The organism is Amycolatopsis sp. NPDC004747, assembly GCF_053601335.1.
In genome coordinates this window covers 154,872-173,867 of sequence record NZ_JBSGBQ010000017.1, presented here as the reverse complement: position 1 = coordinate 173,867, position 18,996 = coordinate 154,872, and the positions used below count along the sequence as shown (strand labels likewise).

General features: G+C 69.9%; 18 protein-coding genes. 11 read left to right on the top strand and 7 right to left on the bottom strand.

Annotated elements, in window-relative coordinates; all coding sequences use genetic code 11:
* The 4 genes from ACWEGE_RS27135 to ACWEGE_RS27120 all read right to left on the bottom strand — a co-directional run bounded on the left by ACWEGE_RS27135 (position 1) and on the right by ACWEGE_RS27120 (position 5,127).
* Positions 1–981 (bottom strand): ABC transporter permease, encoded by a 981-nt coding sequence (locus ACWEGE_RS27135; RefSeq protein ID WP_449663254.1) that lies wholly within the window; start codon positions 979–981, stop codon positions 1–3.
* On the bottom strand, positions 978–2,045 hold the full coding sequence (locus tag ACWEGE_RS27130; RefSeq protein WP_449663253.1) for an ABC transporter ATP-binding protein: 1,068 nt from the start codon (positions 2,043–2,045) through the stop codon (positions 978–980). Before ACWEGE_RS27130 ends, ACWEGE_RS27135 begins: the two co-directional genes overlap by 4 nt.
* A gap of 17 nt (positions 2,046–2,062) precedes the next feature.
* Positions 2,063–3,733 (bottom strand): ABC transporter substrate-binding protein, encoded by a 1,671-nt coding sequence (locus ACWEGE_RS27125; RefSeq protein WP_449663252.1) that lies wholly within the window; start codon positions 3,731–3,733, stop codon positions 2,063–2,065.
* Positions 3,734–3,939: 206 nt separating this feature from the next.
* The gene (locus tag ACWEGE_RS27120) at positions 3,940–5,127 is read right to left on the bottom strand and encodes an ROK family transcriptional regulator (RefSeq protein WP_449663251.1); all 1,188 of its coding nucleotides are present in this window, start codon (positions 5,125–5,127) and stop codon (positions 3,940–3,942) included.
* A gap of 132 nt (positions 5,128–5,259) precedes the next feature.
* Between ACWEGE_RS27120 and ACWEGE_RS27115 the strand changes: the two genes are divergently transcribed.
* The 6 genes from ACWEGE_RS27115 (at position 5,260) to ACWEGE_RS27090 (ending at position 13,037) form a co-directional block, all read left to right on the top strand.
* Positions 5,260–6,495, top strand: coding sequence for an ROK family transcriptional regulator (locus tag ACWEGE_RS27115; protein ID WP_449663250.1), 1,236 nt, complete (start codon positions 5,260–5,262; stop codon positions 6,493–6,495).
* Entirely contained in the window at positions 6,492–6,758 is a 267-nt protein-coding gene (locus ACWEGE_RS27110; RefSeq protein ID WP_449663249.1) for a hypothetical protein, read from the top strand. The genes ACWEGE_RS27115 and ACWEGE_RS27110 overlap by 4 nt, the downstream gene beginning before the upstream one ends.
* Before the next feature lie 712 nt (positions 6,759–7,470).
* Positions 7,471–8,682, top strand: coding sequence for an RICIN domain-containing protein (locus ACWEGE_RS27105; RefSeq protein WP_449663248.1), 1,212 nt, complete (start codon positions 7,471–7,473; stop codon positions 8,680–8,682).
* Positions 8,683–8,836: 154 nt separating this feature from the next.
* Entirely contained in the window at positions 8,837–9,823 is a 987-nt protein-coding gene (locus ACWEGE_RS27100; protein ID WP_449663247.1) for a ricin-type beta-trefoil lectin domain protein, read from the top strand.
* A complete protein-coding gene (locus ACWEGE_RS27095) occupies positions 9,820–11,679 on the top strand; it encodes a ricin-type beta-trefoil lectin domain protein (protein WP_449663246.1) in 1,860 nt (619 codons plus the stop codon). Before ACWEGE_RS27100 ends, ACWEGE_RS27095 begins: the two co-directional genes overlap by 4 nt.
* The gene (locus ACWEGE_RS27090; RefSeq protein ID WP_449663245.1) at positions 11,676–13,037 is read left to right on the top strand and encodes a ricin-type beta-trefoil lectin domain protein; all 1,362 of its coding nucleotides are present in this window, start codon (positions 11,676–11,678) and stop codon (positions 13,035–13,037) included. Before ACWEGE_RS27095 ends, ACWEGE_RS27090 begins: the two co-directional genes overlap by 4 nt.
* A gap of 214 nt (positions 13,038–13,251) precedes the next feature.
* Here ACWEGE_RS27090 and ACWEGE_RS27085 read toward each other — a convergent pair whose 3' ends face one another.
* Positions 13,252–13,974 carry a GntR family transcriptional regulator gene (locus ACWEGE_RS27085; RefSeq protein ID WP_449663244.1) on the bottom strand — a complete coding sequence of 241 codons (723 nt, stop codon included), beginning with the start codon at positions 13,972–13,974 and terminating at the stop codon, positions 13,252–13,254.
* A gap of 117 nt (positions 13,975–14,091) precedes the next feature.
* Here ACWEGE_RS27085 and ACWEGE_RS27080 point away from each other — a divergent pair, with 117 nt between their 5' ends.
* From ACWEGE_RS27080 to ACWEGE_RS27060, 5 genes are read left to right on the top strand one after another with little or no spacing between them, the layout of a single operon-like run.
* Positions 14,092–15,336 (top strand): MFS transporter, encoded by a 1,245-nt coding sequence (locus ACWEGE_RS27080; RefSeq protein WP_449663243.1) that lies wholly within the window; start codon positions 14,092–14,094, stop codon positions 15,334–15,336.
* Positions 15,337–15,345: 9 nt separating this feature from the next.
* A complete protein-coding gene (locus ACWEGE_RS27075) occupies positions 15,346–16,140 on the top strand; it encodes a putative hydro-lyase (RefSeq protein ID WP_449663242.1) in 795 nt (264 codons plus the stop codon).
* A gap of 1 nt (position 16,141) precedes the next feature.
* Positions 16,142–16,891: a LamB/YcsF family protein gene (locus ACWEGE_RS27070; RefSeq protein ID WP_449663241.1), complete on the top strand. Its 750-nt coding sequence runs from the start codon at positions 16,142–16,144 to the stop codon at positions 16,889–16,891.
* On the top strand, positions 16,888–17,499 hold the full coding sequence (locus ACWEGE_RS27065) for a 5-oxoprolinase subunit B family protein (RefSeq protein WP_449663240.1): 612 nt from the start codon (positions 16,888–16,890) through the stop codon (positions 17,497–17,499). The genes ACWEGE_RS27070 and ACWEGE_RS27065 overlap by 4 nt, the downstream gene beginning before the upstream one ends.
* Positions 17,496–18,332 carry a 5-oxoprolinase subunit C family protein gene (locus ACWEGE_RS27060; RefSeq protein WP_449663239.1) on the top strand — a complete coding sequence of 279 codons (837 nt, stop codon included), beginning with the start codon at positions 17,496–17,498 and terminating at the stop codon, positions 18,330–18,332. The genes ACWEGE_RS27065 and ACWEGE_RS27060 overlap by 4 nt, the downstream gene beginning before the upstream one ends.
* A 10-nt stretch (positions 18,333–18,342) precedes the next feature.
* Here ACWEGE_RS27060 and ACWEGE_RS27055 read toward each other — a convergent pair whose 3' ends face one another.
* Complete coding sequence (locus ACWEGE_RS27055) at positions 18,343–18,582, bottom strand: hypothetical protein (RefSeq protein ID WP_449663238.1); 240 nt, start codon at positions 18,580–18,582, stop codon at positions 18,343–18,345.
* Positions 18,575–18,928, bottom strand: coding sequence for a hypothetical protein (locus ACWEGE_RS27050; protein ID WP_449663237.1), 354 nt, complete (start codon positions 18,926–18,928; stop codon positions 18,575–18,577). The genes ACWEGE_RS27055 and ACWEGE_RS27050 overlap by 8 nt, the downstream gene beginning before the upstream one ends.
* Positions 18,929–18,996: the final 68 nt, after the last annotated feature.

Sequence of the window (18,996 nt, the reverse complement as noted above, 5' to 3'; positions counted from 1 at the left end):
TCAGCCCTCCTTCCGGGTGCGCGGGTCGAGTGCGAGGTAGGCGACGTCGGCGAACAGGTTCGCCACCAGCACCGACAGGGTGATGATCAGGAAGATGCCCTGCATCAGCGGGTAGTCCTGGGAGCCGACGGCCTGGAACAGCTGGTAGCCGACGCCGGGGTAGGAGAACACGATCTCCACCAGCAGCGTGCCACCGACGATGAACCCCAGCGCCAGCGCGAAGCCGGACACGCTGGGCAGCAGCGCGTTCCGCGCGGCGTACCCGACCATCACCCGGCGCTCGGGCAGGCCCTTGGCGTGCGCGACGGTGACGTAGTCCTCCGACGCCACGGTGACCATCATGTTCCGCATGCCCAGGATCCAGCTGCCCATCGAGCTGATCAGGATGGTCAGCGCGGGCAGCAGGCTGTGCTGGATCGCGCTGCCGATGAACGAGCCGTCCCACCCGGGCACGGTGCCCGGGTCGTAGCCGCCGGACGACGGGAAGAAGCTGCCCGGGCCGGCCAGCAGCGTCAGCGCGATCAGGCCGAGCCAGAAGTACGGGATCGACGACAGGAACGTCGTCACCGGCAGCAGGCCGTCGACCCACGAGCCGCGCTTCCAGCCGGCGACCACGCCGAGCCCGGTGCCGATCGCGAAGCCGACGACCGTGGTGATGCCGACCAGGATGATCGTCCACGGCAGGCTGTCGGTCAGCAGGTCGGACACCGGCGTCGGGAAGAACGTGAACGAGATGCCGAGGTCGCCGCGGAAGAGCTGGCCCCAGTAGTCGAAGTACTGGGAGATCAGGCTTTCGTTCTTGTCGAGTCCGAACAGGACGTACAGCGACTGCATCGCTTCGGCGCTGATCATGCCCTGGTTCTTGGCGATCAGCGACTGCACCGGGTCGCCCGGGATCAGCCTCGGGATGAAGAAGTTGATGGTGACGGCGGCCCACGCGGTGAAGACGTAAAAGGCGAACCGTTGCAGCAGGAACCTCATCGGGCGGCTCCGTCGTAGAGCCAGCACGCGGCCCAGTGCCCGGGTGCGTCGCCGACGTCGAACCGCGGCGGCAGGTCGGTCCTGCACCGCTCCATCGCGACCGGGCAGCGCGGGTGGAACCGGCAGCCCGACGGCGGGTCGATCAGGCTCGGCGGTTCGCCGGCCCCGCGTTCGGCCGGCGTCTCGGCGGGGTCGGCACCACCCGCGATCCGGTCCGGGTCGGGAGCGGATTCGATGAGCAGCCGGGTGTACGGGTGCGCCGGCCGCTGGGTGATGGTTTCGCTGTCGCCGCCTTCGACCATCCGGCCCGCGTACATCACCATCGTCTCGTCGGCGAAGTAGCGGGCGGACGCGATGTCGTGCGTGATGTACAGGATCGCCAGGTGCAGGCGTTCCTTGAGGTCGCGCAGCAGGTTCAGCACGCCGAGCCGGATGGAGACGTCCAGCATGGACACCGGCTCGTCGGCCAGCAGCGCCTCCGGGTCGGCGCCCAGCGCCCGCGCGATGGCGACGCGCTGGCGCTGGCCGCCGGACAGCTCGTGCGGGAACTTGTCGATGTACCGCTCGGGCGGGGTCAGCTGGACGCGGGCGAGCAGCTCGTGCAGCGACTTCTCGAGGTCTTCGCCGGCCCGGCCGTGGATCTTCAGCGCCCGCGTCAGGTGGTAGCGCACGGTGTGCACCGGGTTCAGCGACGCGAACGGGTCCTGGAAGATCATCTGGACCTGCCGGGCGTAGGCCCGGAACGCCCTGCCGTGCTTGACGTTCACCGTCTCGCCGTGCAGCCGGATGTCGCCGCCGGTGCGCGGGTAGAGGCCGGCGAGCAGGCGCGCGACCGTCGACTTGCCCGAGCCGGACTCGCCGACCAGCGCGGTGACGCGGCCGCGGCGGAGCGTCAAGGTGACGTCGTCGACGGCCTGGATGCTGCGCCGGGGACCGGTCAGGGCGGCCCGGCCCCGACGCCGGACCGGGAAGTGCTTGGTGAGGCCCGCGGCCTCGAGGACCACGGGGAGGTCCCCCTCCGACCCGACGGCGACGGGGTCGGAGGGGGACTGCTCGGTCGTCACAGCTGAATCCGCCATCGTCAGGCCGCGGGCTTGAGGTGCAGGACGATGTCGAGCGCGTTGCGCAGCGTCGGCTGGGCCGGCGCGTACGGGTTGGCGTCGTCCGGCCAGCCGACCCAGTTCTTCGTGCTGTACTCGCCGCCGGAGTTGGCCGCCGACGTGGGGATCATCGGCTGCTGCTCGATCATGATCTTCTGCAGCGTCGCCATGGCCGCGGTCCGGGCAGCGTCGTCCTCGGCGTTCGCGTAGGTCTCGAGCGCCTTGGTCGCGTCGTCGTTCTTGTAGCGGCCGTAGTTGCCGTTGATGCCGCCCTGGCCGGTCGGCTTGTAGCGGTTGCCGTCCATGACGTCGCGGTACATGTCGTACGGCGTCTGCCCGTCGTTGGTCCAGTGCATCAGGCCCTCGAAGTCACCGGTGTCGACCGACTTCATCCAGGCGTCCTGGTTCATCTTCTCGACCGTGGCCGTGATGCCGATCTGGGCCAGGTTGTCCTTGATGATCTCCAGGTCGGTGATGTAGTCCGACCAGCCGGACGGGACGGTGAGCTTGATGGTGACCGGCTTGCCGCTCGGGTCGGCCAGCTTGTCGCCGGTGAACTTGTAGCCGGCACCGGTCAGCAGCGACTTCGCGCCCGCGACGTCGACCTGGACCGACTTGCCCTTGTACTCCGGCGCGATGAACGGGTCGCCCGCCGGCGTCGGGATACCGGTCACCTGGTCGTTCTTCGGGTAGAAGTAGCCGGCCTCACCCTGGTTGAAGATGTCGTCGCGGTTGATCACCTTGTTGACCGCCTGGCGCAGCTTCGCGTCGTTCCACGGCGCCTTCTCGGTGTTGAACCACAGGCCGTGCACGGCCAGCTGCGCGGGGAACCACAGCTTGTAGTGCTGCGGGTCCTTGTTGGTGTAGACGGCCTTGTAGTTCGGGATGAACACGAAGCTCCACTCGGCCGCCCCGTTGACCAGGGCGCTGACCTGCGCGTTGTTGTCGGTGTAGGAGGTGTAGCGGATCTCCTTGACCTTCGGCGCTTCCTGCCAGTAGCCGCTGTCGCGCCGCACGACGATCATCGTCTGCGGGGTGGCCGACTTGAGCGTGTACGGGCCGGTGCCGATCGGGTTCTTCACCAGGTCGAGCGCCGGGTCCTTGACGTCCTTCCAGACGTGCTTCGGCACCACGAGCGTCTGCAGGATCTTGACCTGGTTGACGAACTGCGAGTTGTCGAAGCCCAGGGTGACCTGGTTGCCGGCCGCGGTGATGTCCTTGTACGGGACGGCGTCGACGTTCAGCGCCTTGTTGTCGCGCAGCAGCTGGAAGGTGTATGCGACGTCCTCGGCGGTCATCGGCTGGCCGTCGGAGAACTTGACGCCGTCACGGACGGTCAAGACCAGCTTCTTGAAGTTGTCCGACCAGTCCCACTTGGTGGCCAGCCACGGCTTCGCCGGGTCCTGGGGCTTGACGCGGTTGTGCATGGCCAGGGGTTCGTAGATCATCCACCGGTAGCCCATGTTCGACAGGGCCGAGGTCTCCAGGAACGGGTTGTTGTTCTCCGCCTGCGGACCGTCCGGCTTCCCGACGTTGAGCACGGAGTCCGGGTTGCCCTGGGCGGCGTTGGAGCTGCCGCCCGAGCACGCCGTGAGCCCGCTCAAGGCGGTGATGGCTACTAGCGCTGCGACGATGGAGCGCTTGACTCGCATCGGTTCCTCCTGGTCATCGACGACTTGCGTGCTGTCGACTGGTAGCGAGCCCCGACCGCCGGCGACCGAACGACGTCCCGAAGTCAACCCGGGTGACTCCGGTCACGTCAATAACACGGCGGTAACTTTTTGTGCCTAAGTTTAAGTACTGAAAGAACTGGCGGTCTGAACCAGTTGATCGAACTACTCCTTGCGAGGCAAGGGTTTCAGCCGGTGCGACCGCCGTTCGCCAGCAGCTGGGCGATCGGCAGGGTGGCCGCGCCGAGCGCGACCGCCTCCGGTCCGAGCGTGCCGAGGACGACCTCGGTGCGCTCGGCCAGGTAGTCCAGCGCGTGCCGGCCGACGGCGTCGCGCACCGCGGGCAGGATCGCCGGTCCCATGATCGCCCCGGCCGAGCCGGAAAGCACCACCCGATCGGGGCTGAGCAGGTTGATCAGGTTGGCGATGCCGATGCCCAGGTACTCGCCGGTCTCGGCGAGCACGTCGGCGGCCGGCCCGCCGGCGGCCGCCTCCTCGACGATCCGGGCCAGCTCGCCGTCGCTTTCGTCCCCGATGACCGGTTCCTTGCCGACGCGGACGGCGTAGTGGCGGACGACCGCCTCGGTGCCGACGTAGGCCTCCAGGCACCCGTGTGAGCCGCACCGGCAGGCCGCGCCGGCCGCCTTGACGACGGTGTGGCCCCACTCGCTGGTCGTGATGCCGGGGTGCGACCGCCCGGCCGTCGCGACGGCGGCCCCGACGCCGACGCCGAGCAGGGCGACGATGGCGCGTTCGGCGCCCCGGCCGGCGCCCCGCCAGGCCTCGGCCTGCCCGAGCGTGCGCGCGCGGTTGTCCAGGTGCAGGGGCGCTTCGATGTGCGGGTGAATCAGCTCGGCGAAGTTCACGCCCTGCCAGCCGAGGGTGGGCGCGTGCACGATCCCGCCGTCGCGGACCGCGCCCGGCACGCCGATGCCGACGCCGAAGACCGCGTCCGGATCGCCGCCTTCGAGCACTTCGGCGATGCCGGTGCGCACCAGACCGGCCACTTCGTCCGGGTCGAGCCGGGTGCCGACCAGCGGGTGGCGCACGGTGCCGGGGGTGCCGAGCGCGAAGTCGAAGAGGCCGACTTCGACGTGCGTTTCGCTGACGTCCACCCCCACGACGTGCCCGAACCCGGGCCGCACCGCCAGCAGCGTCCGCGGCCGCCCGCCGTCCGATTCGACCGATCCGGCCTCGGCGACGACGCCGTCGGCGATGAGCTCGGAGACGACGTTCGTAACGGTGGCGGCCGACAGTCCCGATTCAGCTACCAGTTCCAGTCTGCTGACGGGACCGCGGAGGTAGAGCGAGGAGAGCAGCGCCGCGCGGTTGTGCCGCCTGAGGTCACGGGTCGTCTGGCGCACCACCTGGGTCACCGGGAGGATTCTGCCAGACCGCGGCCCCGCCACCATGGGTTCGGGACTTAGTTCACCACTTAATACATAGCCACAACTTATGGCGATCGGGCATCCTGTCCGTAAGCCGGTAAGAAGTTAGATGGGTTGCCCATGGCGAGCAAGCGCACCACCGTCCGCGATCTGCGGCGGCACAACCGATCCCTGCTGCTGTCGAAACTGTACTTCGACGGCCCGCTGTCGAGGCACGAACTCAGCCAGCTCACCGGATTGAGTGCCGCCACGGTGAGCAACGTGACCGCCGAACTGGGCGAAGAACGCCTGATCACCGAAGCCGGCCAGGTCGAGTCGGACGGCGGCCGCCCCCGGGTGCTGCTGCGCGTGGACCCGGCGTACGGGCACGTCGCGGGCGTCGACATCGGGGAGACGGGGGTCAAGGTCGAGCTGTTCGACCTGGCGATGAACCGCCTGGCGACGGTCGAGCACCCGCTCCCGAAGGCGCCGGACCCGGCGACCGCGGTCGAGCAGGTGACGTCCGGGCTCAGGGAGGTGTTCGCGAGCGCGGGGATCGACGAATCGGCCGTGCTGGGGGTCGGCATCGGCGTGCCGGGCACGGTCGAGCAGGGGGCGCGGGTGCTGGTCCACGCCCCGACGGTCGGCTGGGACGGGGTGCCGTTCGCGTCCCTGCTGGCGGACGCCGGCGTCCGCCTGCCGCTGTTCGTGGACAACGGCGCGAAGACCCAAGGCCAGGCGGAGATGTGGTTCGGCGCGGGCCGCGGAGCCCGCCACGCGGTGATCGCACTGATCGGCTCGGGCGTCGGGGCGGCGGTGGTGACGGACGGCACGACGTACCGCGGGTCGACGAGCAGCGCGGGCGAGTGGGGCCACACGACGATCGCGTACGGCGGCCAGGAGTGCCGCTGCGGCGCGCGGGGGTGCCTGGAGGCGTACATCGGCGCGGGGGCGGTCCTGGCGCGCTACCGCCGGGCGCGGGGGAAGGACATCACGGGCGAGGACGAGCAGGCCCAGTTCTCGGCGCTGCTGTCGGCGGCTTCGAAGTCGAAGACGGCGGCCCGGGTCCTCGACGAAACGGCGGGCTACCTGGGCGCGGGCATCGCGAACTTGATCAACTTGTTCAACCCGGAGCGCATAGTGATCGGCGGCTGGGCGGGACTGGCCCTGGGCGAGCAGCTGCTACCCCGCATCCGCGAGACGGCGGGCGAGCACGCGCTGCGGCACCCGTTCAGCCAGACATCGATCCAGCTGGGATCGCTGGGCCTGGACGCGGTGGCCACGGGCGCGGCGACGCTGCCGGTGGCGGACCTGCTGGAGCAGGGAGCGACATCAAGGCTGGCCAAGCCGGGAGCCCCGAACTCGGACGCGGCTTGAGAGCCGGTTCGGGCCGGGTGCAGCAGACCGGCTCGGGCCGGGCGCAGCAGGCCGGTTCGGGCCGGGCGCAGCAGGCCGGCTCCGGCCGGGCGCAGCAGGCCAGCTCCGGCCGGGCGCAGCAGACCTGTTCGGGCCGGGTGCAGCGGGCCGGCTCGGGCCGGGCGCAGCAGGCCAGCTCCCGCCGGGCGCAGCAGACCGGTTCGGGCCGGGTGCAGCGGGCCGGCTCGGGCCGGGTACAGCAGGCCGGTTCGGGCCGGATGTAGCGGGCAGCGGCGGCCCCACCGCGGCGCAAGCCGCCCCTCACCAACTGCTCGACGTGCAGCGGACACGAAAACGGGCACCGACGAGCACCCAGACTCCCCCGGCACCCCGATCCGAAGCCCCAACACGGCCGGCGGCGCCGGGTCAAGGCACGCTTTCCCGCCTTGACGCGGTGCCGCCGGCCGTAGTCACAATGACGGCTTCGGGGTGCCAGAAGAACGCGAACAGAATCGGATCACAGCTCGAACACCACGCTGTGTCCCACTGAGCGGGGCACCCAGCAGGATCCACCCGCCCAGCAGGACCCACCCTCCCAGGGGGTCCATCCCCGCTCCAGCGTATCGCCCCCACCCGACACAAAGCCGCGCCAAACCCCCACCCGGCCCACCTTGTCCACACCCCAGCCCACTTGTGGACGAAGCCGCCACCCCGCCGACCTCCCTCACCCGGGTGACACCCTCAACCACCCCTTAATTCGGGTTGAAAAAAAATGACCACCCAACGGTTGCCCGGCTTGTCTGGACCATGCATACTTTGTTGCCAGACACAACAAAGCGCCCACCGACGCTCGCCAAGTCCGACCCCGCCCAGGACCGCGAGCGGCGGCTGATCGGTCGCGCCTGCCGCCGCCCCGGCATGCGAGGCCACCTCCCCCTCCCCGCGTTCCGTGCTGCGCGCGGAACGCCGTTCCCCACGGTGAAAGAGGCGACAACGATGTCCACCTCCAAAAAGAACCGCTGGGCGGCACTCCTCGCCGCCTGCTCGCTGCTCCTGCTCGGGCAGCAAGCCCTAACGATGGCCCCGGCGGAAGCAGCGGCCACCTTCACCGACGACTTCAACGGCCCCACGGGCGCCGCCGTCGACGGGTCGAAGTGGCAGCTCGAGACCGGCGACAACGTCAACAACCACGAACGGCAGTACTACACCTCCGGCACCAACAACGCCCAGCTCGACGGCCAGGGCCACCTCGTCATCACCGCCAAGAAGGAAAACCCCGGCAACTACAACTGCTGGTACGGCCGCTGCGAGTACACCTCCGCCCGGATGAACACCGCCGGCAAGTTCAGCCAGGCCTACGGTCACTTCGAGACGCGCATGAAACTCCCGCGCGGCCAAGGCATGTGGCCCGCCTTCTGGATGCTCGGCGGCGGGAACTGGCCCACCGACGGCGAAATCGACATCATGGAGAACGTCGGTTTCGAACCGAACACCGTGCACGGGACCATCCACGGCCCCGGCTACTCCGGCTCCGGCGGCATCGGCGCCGCCTACAACGGCCCGAACTTCTCCGACGACTTCCACACCTACGCCGTCGACTGGGCACCCAACCAGATCAAGTGGTACGTCGACGGCAACCTCTACCAGACGCGCACGCCGTCGGACCTCAACGGCAACCGCTGGGTCTACGACCACAACTTCTTCATCATCCTCAACCTCGCCGTCGGCGGGTACTGGCCCGGCGACCCCAACAGCAGCACGCAGTTCCCGCAGCAGCTGATCGTCGACTACGTGCACGTGACCAACAGCTCGAGCCAGGGCGGTGGCCGGACCGGCACCATCACCGGCATCGGCGGCAAGTGCGTCGACGTCGCCGGCGCGAACACCGCCAACGGCACGCCGATCCAGATCACCGACTGCAACGGCAACGCGGCGCAGAGCTGGACCATCGGCACCGACGGCACCATCCGCGCCCTCGGCAAGTGCATGGACGTGAGCGGCGCGGGCACCGCGGACGGGACAGCGGTGCAGCTCTACGACTGCAACGGCACCGGCGCCCAGCAATGGGTCGTGACCGGCGCCAAGGACATCGTCAACCCCAACGCGAACAAGTGCCTCGACGCCACCGGAAACTCCAGCGCGAACGGCACCCGCCTGCAGATCTGGACCTGCGGCGGCACCGCCAACCAGAAGTGGACCACTCCCTGACCCCACGCCCTCGTGAGTGGTAAGGCGGGTTCTAACCCGCCTTACCACTCACGACCCATGAAGGAGAAACCCAGTGCGGCGATTCCTCGTCGCGCTAATGGGGTGTGCCCTGTTAGCGCTTTCCTTCCTCACGAACGGATCCGCTCAGGCGGCTGTGGACGCCGGTCCGTCGGCGAGCCAGCTGCTCGCCAAAACCCAGTCCTGCCAACAGATCTCCAACGGAAAGTATTCCTTCGACGAAGGCGGCGCGGCCACGGTGCCCGTCTGCCAGGCGAACGGCGCGGTGTTCTTCAAGGCCGACATGGACATCGACTGCGACGGGGTCCGCACCACGCAGTGCAACGAGAACACCGACTGCTGCTTCTACCCCGACACCGCGTTCCACACCTCGACCGACCAGCCGCTCAACGCGGCGCAGCTGCCGTACATCGTCCTCCCGCAGCCGACGTCCACCTGGGACTACCGCAACTACGGGATCGACGGCGGCTCGGTCGTGGCGGTGATCTACAACAACCAGGTCACCTACGCCGTGGTCGGTGACACCGGTCCGACGAGCATCATCGGCGAGGCCTCCTACGCCACCGCCGTCAGCCTCGGCATCAACCCCGACCCGAAGAACGGCGGCACCGAAGGCCCGGTGACGTACATCGTGTTCCCGAACACGCACGTCAACCCGATCGAGAACCACGCCAACGCGGTCAGCCTCGGCGAGCAGGTCGCCACGCAGTTCGCCGGCGGCACCACGACACCGCCCACGCAGAACGCCGGCCCGATCACCGGCATCGGCGGCAAGTGCGTCGACGTCGCCGGCGCGAACAGCGCCAACGGCACCGCGGTCCAGCTCTACGACTGCAACGGCACCAACGCTCAACAGTGGACAGTCGGCAGCGACGGGACCGTGAAAGCACTCGGCAAGTGCCTCGACGTCACCAGCGCGGGCACCGCGAACGGCACACCGACACAACTCTGGGACTGCAACGGCTCCACCGCCCAGAAGTGGACGGCCAACTCGGCGAACAACCTCGTGAACGCCGGCTCCGGCAAGTGCCTCGACGCCACCGGCAACTCCAGCGCCAACGGCACCCGGCTCCAGATCTGGACCTGCGGGTCCGGCGCGAACCAGAAGTGGACTCTGCCATGAGAAAGCGTTCTCTCTTCGCGGCGACAGCCGCGGTAGCGCTCACCGCGGCCACCTTCGCCGTACCCGCGCAGGCCGCGGGCGAGACGGTCAACGTCTGGCTCACCACGACCAGCGACGCCGGCGGCCGCCAGGTCACCCGCGGCCTCCAGCAGCAGACGCCGGTGACGTTCGCCGCCGGCACCGGCAGCGGTGGCGTGACCATCAACGTCAACGAAAACACGACCTACCAGCAGTTCGAAGGCGGCGGAGCGTCCTTCACGGACACCGCGGCCTGGCTGATGAACTCCAGCGGCGCGCTGTCCCAGTCCACTCGCGACGACACCATGCGCAAGCTGTTCGATCCGAACAACGGCATCGGGCTGAGCTTCATCCGCAACCCGCTCGGCGCGTCCGACTTGGCCCGCTACAGCTACACCTTCGACGACATGCCGGCCGGCCAGACCGACCCGAACCTGACGCACTTCTCGATCGCCCACGACCAGGCCGACGTGCTGCCGCTGACCAAGCAGGCCAAGCAGCTCAACCCGCAGGCCAAGGTGATGGCGTCGCCGTGGAGCGCGCCGCCGTGGATGAAGGACAACGACAGCTATCTGCTCGGCTGGGTCGAATCGCAGTACTACCCGGCCTACGCGCAGTACTTCGTCAAGTACCTCCAGGCCTACCGGGACGCGGGCGTGCCGATCGACTACGTCTCGATGCAGAACGAGCCGACGTGCTGCTCGAGCTACCCCTCGACCAACTGGAACGGCGCCGGCCTGGCGTACTTCGCGAAGAACAACCTGCTGCCGGCACTCCAGAACGCCGGACTGTCCACAAAGGTCCTCGCGCTGGACTGGAACTGGGACACCTACGCCTCCTACGGCGCGCCCACCCTGGACGACTCGGCGATCCGCAACCACCCGAACTTCGGCGGCGTGGCCTGGCACGGCTACGGCGGTGACATCGGGCAGCAGACGACCACGCACAACCAGTACCCGAACGTCAACGCCTACTCGACCGAGCACTCCGGCGGCACCTGGATCTCGAACCAGCAGGCCGAGGACATGAACAACATCGTCGACTACACCCGGAACTGGTCGAAGAGCTTCGTCAAGTGGAGCCTCGGCGTCGACCAGAACATGGGCCCGCACAACGGCGGCTGCGGCACCTGCACCGGCCTGATCACCGTCCACAACGGAGACTCGCGCAGCGGGCAGGTGGACTACACCGTCGAGTACTACACGATGGGTCACCTGACGAAGTTCGTGAAGCCGGGCGCGTACCGGATCGACTCGAACGACAGCTCGGCCGTCCGCAACGTCGCCTGGAAGAACCCGGACGGCTCCAAGGCGCTCATCGCGTACAACTCCGGCACCGGCAACCAGAGCGTCCGCGTGAACTGGGGCAACTCGTCGTTCACCTACACGCTGCCCGGCCGCACGTCGGCGACGTTCACCTGGAACGGCACCCAGGGCAACGGCGGTACCACGGGCAAGACCGGCCCGATCACCGGCCTGGGCGGCAAGTGCGTCGACGTCGCCGGCGCGAACAGCGCCAACGGCACCGCGGTCCAGCTCTACGACTGCAACGGCTCGGGCGCGCAACAGTGGACGGTCGGCACCGACGGAACCATGAAGGCGCTCGGCAAGTGCCTCGACGTCACCGGACAGTCCACAGCGGACGGTGCCCAGCTGCAGCTGTGGGACTGCGGCGGCACGGCCAACCAGCGGTGGGCGGCCACCGCGGCCAAGGACCTCGTCGGCGCGGGCTCGAACAAGTGCGTCGACGCGACCGGCAACACCAGCGCCAACGGCACCCGGCTGCAGATCTGGACCTGCACCGGCGCCGCCAACCAGAAGTGGAACGTGCCCGCATGAAGAAACTCGCAGCATTCGGTGCTCTCGCGGCAGCAGCGTCGGCATTGGTGATCGCCCCGGGTGTCGCGCAGGCGGCGACCGGCCCGATCACCGGCATCGCCGGCAAGTGCGTCGACGTCGCCGCGGCGAGCAACGCCAACGGAACAGCCGTCCAGCTCTACGACTGCAACGGTACCAACGCTCAACAGTGGACAGTCGGCAGCGACGGTTCCCTGCAGGCGCTGGGCAAGTGCCTCGACGTCACCAGCGCCGGCACGGCGAACGGCACCACGGTCCAGCTCTGGGACTGCAACGGCTCCACCGCCCAGAAGTGGACGGCCAACTCGGCGAAGAACCTGGTCAACACCGGCTCCGGCAAGTGCCTCGACGCCACCGGCAACTCCAGCGCCAACGGCACCCGGCTGCAGATCTGGACGTGCGCGAGCACGGCCAACCAGCAGTGGACGCTGCCCAGCGGCGGCACCACGCCGCCGCCCGGTCCGGGCGTGATGGCCGTGGCACCGTACCTCTACAACGGCTGGGGCGACCCGCCCAGCCCGGCGACGATCCAGAACGCCACCGGCGTCAAGTGGTTCACGCTGGCCTTCGTCCTCTCCAACGGCTACTGCAACCCGCAGTGGGACGGCGGCCGGGCGCTCACCGGCGGCGTCGACCAGGGCACGATCAACACCGTCCGCGCGGGCGGCGGCGACGTCATCCCGTCGTTCGGCGGCTACTCCGGCAACAAGCTGGAGTCCTCCTGCGGCAGCGCGGGCGAGCTGGCCGCGGCCTACCAGAAGGTGATCAACGCCTACGGCCTCAAGGCGATCGACATCGACATCGAGGCCGACGCCTACAGCAACCCGACGGTGCAGCAGCGCACGGTCGACGCGCTCAAGACGGTCCGGGCGAACAACCCGGGCATCAAGGTCTACGTCACCTTCGGCACCGGTCAGTCCGGACCGGACAACAGCCTGGTCAACCGGGCGGCGCAGAGCGGCCTCACGGTCGACGGCTGGGTGATCATGCCGTTCGACTTCGGCGGCGCGGGCCAGAACATGGGCACGCTGACCCAGCGGGCGGCCGAAGGCCTCAAGAACGTCGTCAAGAGCGCCTACGGCTACGACGACGACACCGCCTACCGGCACATGGGCATCTCGTCGATGAACGGCATCACCGACAACAACGAGACGGTCACGCTCGACGACTTCACCACGATCCTGGGCTACGCGAACGCGCACCACCTGGCCCGGTTGACGTTCTGGTCGGCGAACCGCGACCGCCCGTGCCCCGGCGGGTACCCGAACAACGACACCTGTTCCGGTGTTTCCCAGCAGGCGTGGGACTTCACGAGGATCTTCGCCCGCTACGCCGGCTGACCCCGGCACCAGGAAGGCCCGGCCGGGGTTCCGGCCGGGCCTTCGTGCGGTTGGGCTGCCGGGCCGCGGCCCTGGGGAAGCGGCGACCCGGCAGCGAGGGGTCCCGCCTGCCGCTGGGGGTCTCCGGCGGCGGAACCGCCACCGAGGCTATCGACCGCGTGTCGCGAACGGCTCGTGCTCGGGCCGTCCGGGCGCCAACCCTGCCCGAACGGACCTACTCCGCGGCGATGGCCGCGCGGGCCGCCTCGGCGCGGTCGGCGTACGCGGCCACCAGCTGTTCCTCGGCGTCTTCGAGGTACTTCAGCAGCAGCTGCTCCGCGCCCGGGCCGTCGCCGGCCTCGATGCGGCCGAGGATTTCGTGGTTGCGCGGCAGGTAGCGCTCGTGGAAGCGCCGCGGCTCGGCCATGATGTGGAACACCAGCCGCAGTTCGGCGGTCAGCCTGCCGACCAGCTCGTTCACCCGCTCGCTGCCGGACAGCGCGGCGAGCTCCTGGTGGAACCAGACGTTCGCGGTGCCGAGGTCCTTCCAGTTGCCGGTGCGCGCGGCCTCGTCCCCGATCTCGACCTTCTCCTTGATCCGCGCGAAGGACGCCGGTTTGGCCTTCAGCCCGCGGACCGCGGCGCACTCGATGATCTTGCGCACCCGGTAGATGTCGACGACGTCCTCGACGCTCGGGATGCGGACGAAGACCCCGCGGTTGAGCTCGTGTGCCAGCAGCCGCTCGTGCGTGAGCAGCCGGAACGCCTCGCGCAGCGTGTTGCGGGAGACGCCGAGCGCGTTGCCGATGTCCTGCTCCGAAAGCCGGCCGCCCGGCAGGAAGAACCCCTCCGCGATGCGCTTGCGCAGGACGCCGGCGACCCGCTCGGCCGTGCTCTTGCGCGTGACCAGGCCGCGGTCGGCCTCCAGGCCCGGGACGACGCTGTCTTCGATGACCACGTGACCGAGGATACCCGCCACTCAGAGGACGATCCAATTGCCGTCTTGTGGAATTGTTCAACAATCCCTACCGTGTGAGGCACGCCACGATGAGAGACACTGGCCAGGAGGTGCCCCATGACTGCCACAACCGCAACCGAGGCTCGGCCGTTCGACTGGTTCCGCACGCTCGGCAAACGTGGCCGCCGCGCCTTCGCCGGCGCGTTCGGCGGGTACGGCCTGGACTCGTTCGACTACCAGACCCTGCCGCTCGGCTTGGCCGCGATCACCGCGTACTTCGGCATTTCGAGCGGCGAAGCCGGCCTGCTCGGCACGACGACGCTGGTCGTGTCGGCCGTCGGCGGGGTCGGGGCCGGCATGCTGGCCGACCGGATCGGCCGCGTCCGGACCCTGCAGATCACCATCGCGATGTACACGGTCTTCACCGTGCTCTGCGGCTTCGCGCCCAACTTCGAGACGCTGCTGGTCTTCCGCGCGCTGCAGGGCCTGGGCTTCGGCGGCGAGTGGGCGGCCGGTGCGGCTCTGGTCGCCGAGTACTCGCAGGCGAAGTACCGCGGCCGGACCGTGGCCTTCGTGCAGAGCGCGTGGGCGGTCGGCTGGGGCCTGTCGGTGATCGTCTACACCGTCGTGTTCAGCGTGGCCGGCGACGACGTGGCCTGGCGGATCATGTTCTGGACCGGCGTCATCCCGGCGCTGTTCGTGCTGTGGGTCCGCAAGAGCGTCCAGGACGCGCCGCGCGCCGAAGAACGGCTCAAGACCGAACGCCCGAAGGGCACCCTCGCGCAGATCTTCAAGGGCGACCTCCTGCGCACGACGTTCTTCGCCGCGCTGCTGGCCACCGGCGTCCAGGGCGGGTACTACACGATCTCGACGTGGCTGCCGTCCTACCTGAAGAAGACGCGCGAGCTGACCGTGATCGGCACCGGCGGCTACCTCGCGTTCCTCATCACCGGGGCCTTCGTCGGGTACGTCTGCGGCGGCTACCTGACCGACCTGCTGGGGCGCAAGAAGACCTTCCTGACGTTCGCGCTGCTCTCGGCCGCGCTGATCGTCGCGTACACCCAGATCCCCAAGGGCGCCAACGGCCTCGTGCTGGTGCTCGGCTTCCCGCTCGGCTTCTCGATGTCCGCGATCTTCAGCGGCTTCGGCGCGTTCCTCGCCGAGCTGTACCCGACCGCGCTGCGCGGCACCGGGCAGGGCTTCACGTACAACTTCGGCCGCGCAGTCGGGGCGATCTTCCCGACCATCGTCGGCTTCCTCGGTGCGGGCGGCGCGATCGTGTTCGGCGCGCTGGGATACGGCATCGCGGTGCTGGCCCTGCTCGGGCTGCCGGAAACCCGCGGTATCGAACTCGTGGACTGAGGAGGCGGAATGACGACCTTCGACGAACCGGCCACCTACACCCCGGCCCAGGCCAGGGCGGCGTTCCGCACCGGCACCGCCCACCCCACGACCGGCTGGGCCAACGGCTTCACCCAGACCAACCTGATCGCCGTGCCCGAGGACTGGGCCTACGACGTCCTGCTGTTCTGCACCCGCAACCCGCAGGCGTGCCCGCTGCTCGACGTCACCGACCCCGGCGACCCGGCCACCAGGCTCGCCGAAGGCGCGGACCTGCGCACCGACCTGCCGCGCTACCGGATCTGGCAGAACGGCGTGCTCGCCGGCGAAGTCTCGGACGCCACCGGCCTGTGGCGCAGCGACATGGTCGCCTTCTCCATCGGCTGCAGCTTCACGTTCGAGACGGCGCTGGCGGCCGAGGGCGTCCCGCTGCGGCACGTCGACCAGGGCCGCAACGTCGCGATGTACGTGACGAACCGGCCGTGCGAGCCCGCCGGGCGGCTGTTCGGCCCGCTGGTGGTCTCGATGCGGCAGATCCCGGAGGACCAGGTCGACGCCGCCATCCGGATCACCCGCGCGATGCCGGCCGTGCACGGCGGCCCGGTGCACATCGGCGACCCGCGCGCACTGGGCATCGACGACCTGTCCCGGCCGGACTTCGGCGACCCGGTGGCGGCGGAGCCGGGTGACGTCCCGGTGTTCTGGGCCTGCGGGGTCACGCCGCAGGCGGCGCTGATGGCGTCGCGGCCCCCCTTTGCGATCACCCACGCACCGGGGTACATGTTCATCACCGATCGGTACGACAGCGAATACCGGGTGGGCTGAAATGGACCTGAACAGCGACCTCGGCGAGGGCTTCGGCGCCTGGAAGATGGGCGACGACGAAGCCATGCTCGACATCGTGACCAGCGCGAACATCGCGTGCGGCTTCCACGCCGGCGACCCGTCGGTGATGCGGCGGGTGTGCGAGCTGGCGGCCGAACGCGGCGTCGCGATCGGCGCGCACGTCGGCTACCGCGACCTGGCCGGCTTCGGCAGGCGCGCGCTCGCCATCGCACCGGGGGAGCTGGCGGACGAAGTGCTCTACCAGATCGGCGCGCTCGACGCGTTCGCGCGCGCGGCGGGCAGCCGCGTGACGTACGTGAAGCCGCACGGCGCGCTGTACAACACCGCGGCGGTGGACGCCGAGCAGGCGGCCGCGATCGTCGAGGGCCTGCGCCGGTACGACCCCGCGCTCGCGCTGCTCTGCCTGCCCGACTCGGAGATGCAGCGGCAGGCGGAGGCCTCCGGGGTGGTGGCGTACGCCGAGGCGTTCGCGGACCGGGCGTACACCGCGAGCGGCAAGCTCGTCCCCCGCGGACAGCCGGGCGCGGTCCTGCACGACGCCGACCTGGTGGCCGAGCGCGCGGTCGGCATGGCGACCGGCGGCGTCGTGACGGAGAACGGCAAGAAGCTGGAGCTGCGCCCGGATTCCCTGTGCGTGCACGGGGACACGCCGGGGGCGGTCGAGCTGGCCCGGCGGATCGAAGCGGCGCTGAGCGAAGCGGGCATCCAGCTCGGCGCGTTCACCGGATGACCGTCCGGTTGCTGCCGAGCGGGCGGCGCGCGGTGCTGGTGGAGACCACCGACGTGCTGGGGTTTCAGGCGGCGGTGTCCCGCCTGGACCTGGACGGGGTGGAGGAGCTGGTCCCGGCGGCGCGGACGCTGCTGGTCCGCTTCGACCCGTCGGTGACGAACGCGGAACGGCTGGGCGCCCTGTTGCGTGAAGTGTCCCCTGTGGACAGTGTGGCGAGCGGTGCCGGTGAGGTGGTGCTCCCGGTGGTCTACGACGGCGAAGACCTCGCCGAGGTCGCCGAGGAGACCGGGCTGAGCGTGGCTGCACTGATCGCGCGGCACACGGCGGGGACGTACGTCTCGGCGTTCTGCGGCTTCGCGCCCGGGTTCGCCTACCTGACCGGCTCGGATCCCGTGCTGCACGTGTCCCGCCGTCCGTCGCCGCGCACCCGGATCCCCGCGGGCTCGGTGGCGATCGCCGGCGAGTACAGCGCGGTCTACCCGAGCGCGTCCCCCGGCGGCTGGCGGCTGCTGGGCCGGACGGACGCGCCGGTGTGGGACGTCGAGCGCGACCCGCCGAACCTGCTGCCGCCGGGTACGCGCGTGCGGTTCGAGGCGGTGACGCCGTGAAGCTCGAAGTCATCCGGCCGGGGTTCGCGACGACGGTGCAGGACCTCGGCCGCCCGGGCCACGCGGCCCTCGGCGTCGGCCGCTCCGGCGCGGCCGACCGCGGGTCGTTCCGGCTGGCCAACCGGCTCGTCGGGAACCCTTCCGGGGCCGCCGCCCTGGAGGTCACGCTCGGCGGGCTGGTGCTGCGCGCGTCGGCCGTGACGACGGTGGCGGTCACCGGCGCCGCCTGCCCGCTTTCGAAGGGCCGGCCGAACGGGCCCATCACGTTGTGGCCCGGGGAAGAACTGGCGCTGGGCACGGCGGTGTCGGGACTGCGGTGTTACGTCGCGGTGCGCGGCGGGATCGACGTGCCACCGGTGCTCGGCTCCCGGGCGACGGACACGCTCGGGAAGCTCGGCCCGCCCCCGGTGACGGCCGGGATGCTGCTGCCGATCGGCCCGGCGCCGCGGGAGTTTCCCGTCGTGGACCTCGCGCCCCGGGCGGCGTTGCCGTCCGAACCGGTGTTGCGCGTGACGCCGGGCCCGCGCCGCGACTGGTTCACCGCGCCGGACGAACTGCTGTCCACTGTGTACACGGTGTCACCGGACTCGGACCGCGTCGGCATCCGGCTGACCGGGCCGGCGCTGTCCCGCGCGCGCCACGACGAACTGCCGTCCGAGGCGTGCGTACCGGGATCGCTGCAGGTGCCGCCGTCGGGCCGGCCGATCCTGTTCCACGCCGACCACCCGACGACCGGCGGCTACCCGGTGATCGCCGTCGTCGAGGAGGAGGACCTCGACCTGGCGGCCCAGCTGCGGCCGGGCCAGACAGTGCGCTTCCGCCTGGCGTCGTGAGGGGTGAGTGCTACCCCGCTTCACCCCGCACGACCACCAGCCAGCCGACGTTCGTGACCCCGATCGCGAGCCACGCAACCCAGGCCACGCCCGGGTCCAGCCAGGTGGTGACGACCCCCAGTGCCACCGTCACCACCACCGGCCACGCGCGCCGGTGCCGTCGCGGGGTCCGCTCGGCGAGGTAGGCGTCCAGGGCTTCGGCGACCTGGTCGTCGATCTCGTCGCGCAGCCGCGCGTCCAGCTCAGACATGCGCCGGCACCGGCCGCGGCACGGCGATCGACAGGCAGGCCAGCGCCAGCGGCACCTCCAGATCGGCCATGAGCAGCGAAAACACGACGTCGTCGCCGGCCGTCACGACGTCGAACCAGGCGTCGGCCAGCAGCAGCGTGGCCGTGGCCGTCGCGACCAGCGGCGTCCGCGCGTCGCCGCGGCCCAGCAGCCAGGCGGTGAGCAGCAGGCCGAGCGCCTCCGCCGCGTCGAAGCCGGTCCAGGCCAGCCGCCAGTGCTGCGCCGCCACGACGTCCGGCAGCGTCATCCCCAGTACCGCGATCCACGGCAGCAGGCCCAGACCAGCCGCCCAGAAGAGCTTCTTCATCGCAACCCCCGATCTCCCGACCCAAGGTAGCCGATTGCAGAGATTCTTTGCAAACAATCTCTGTAGTA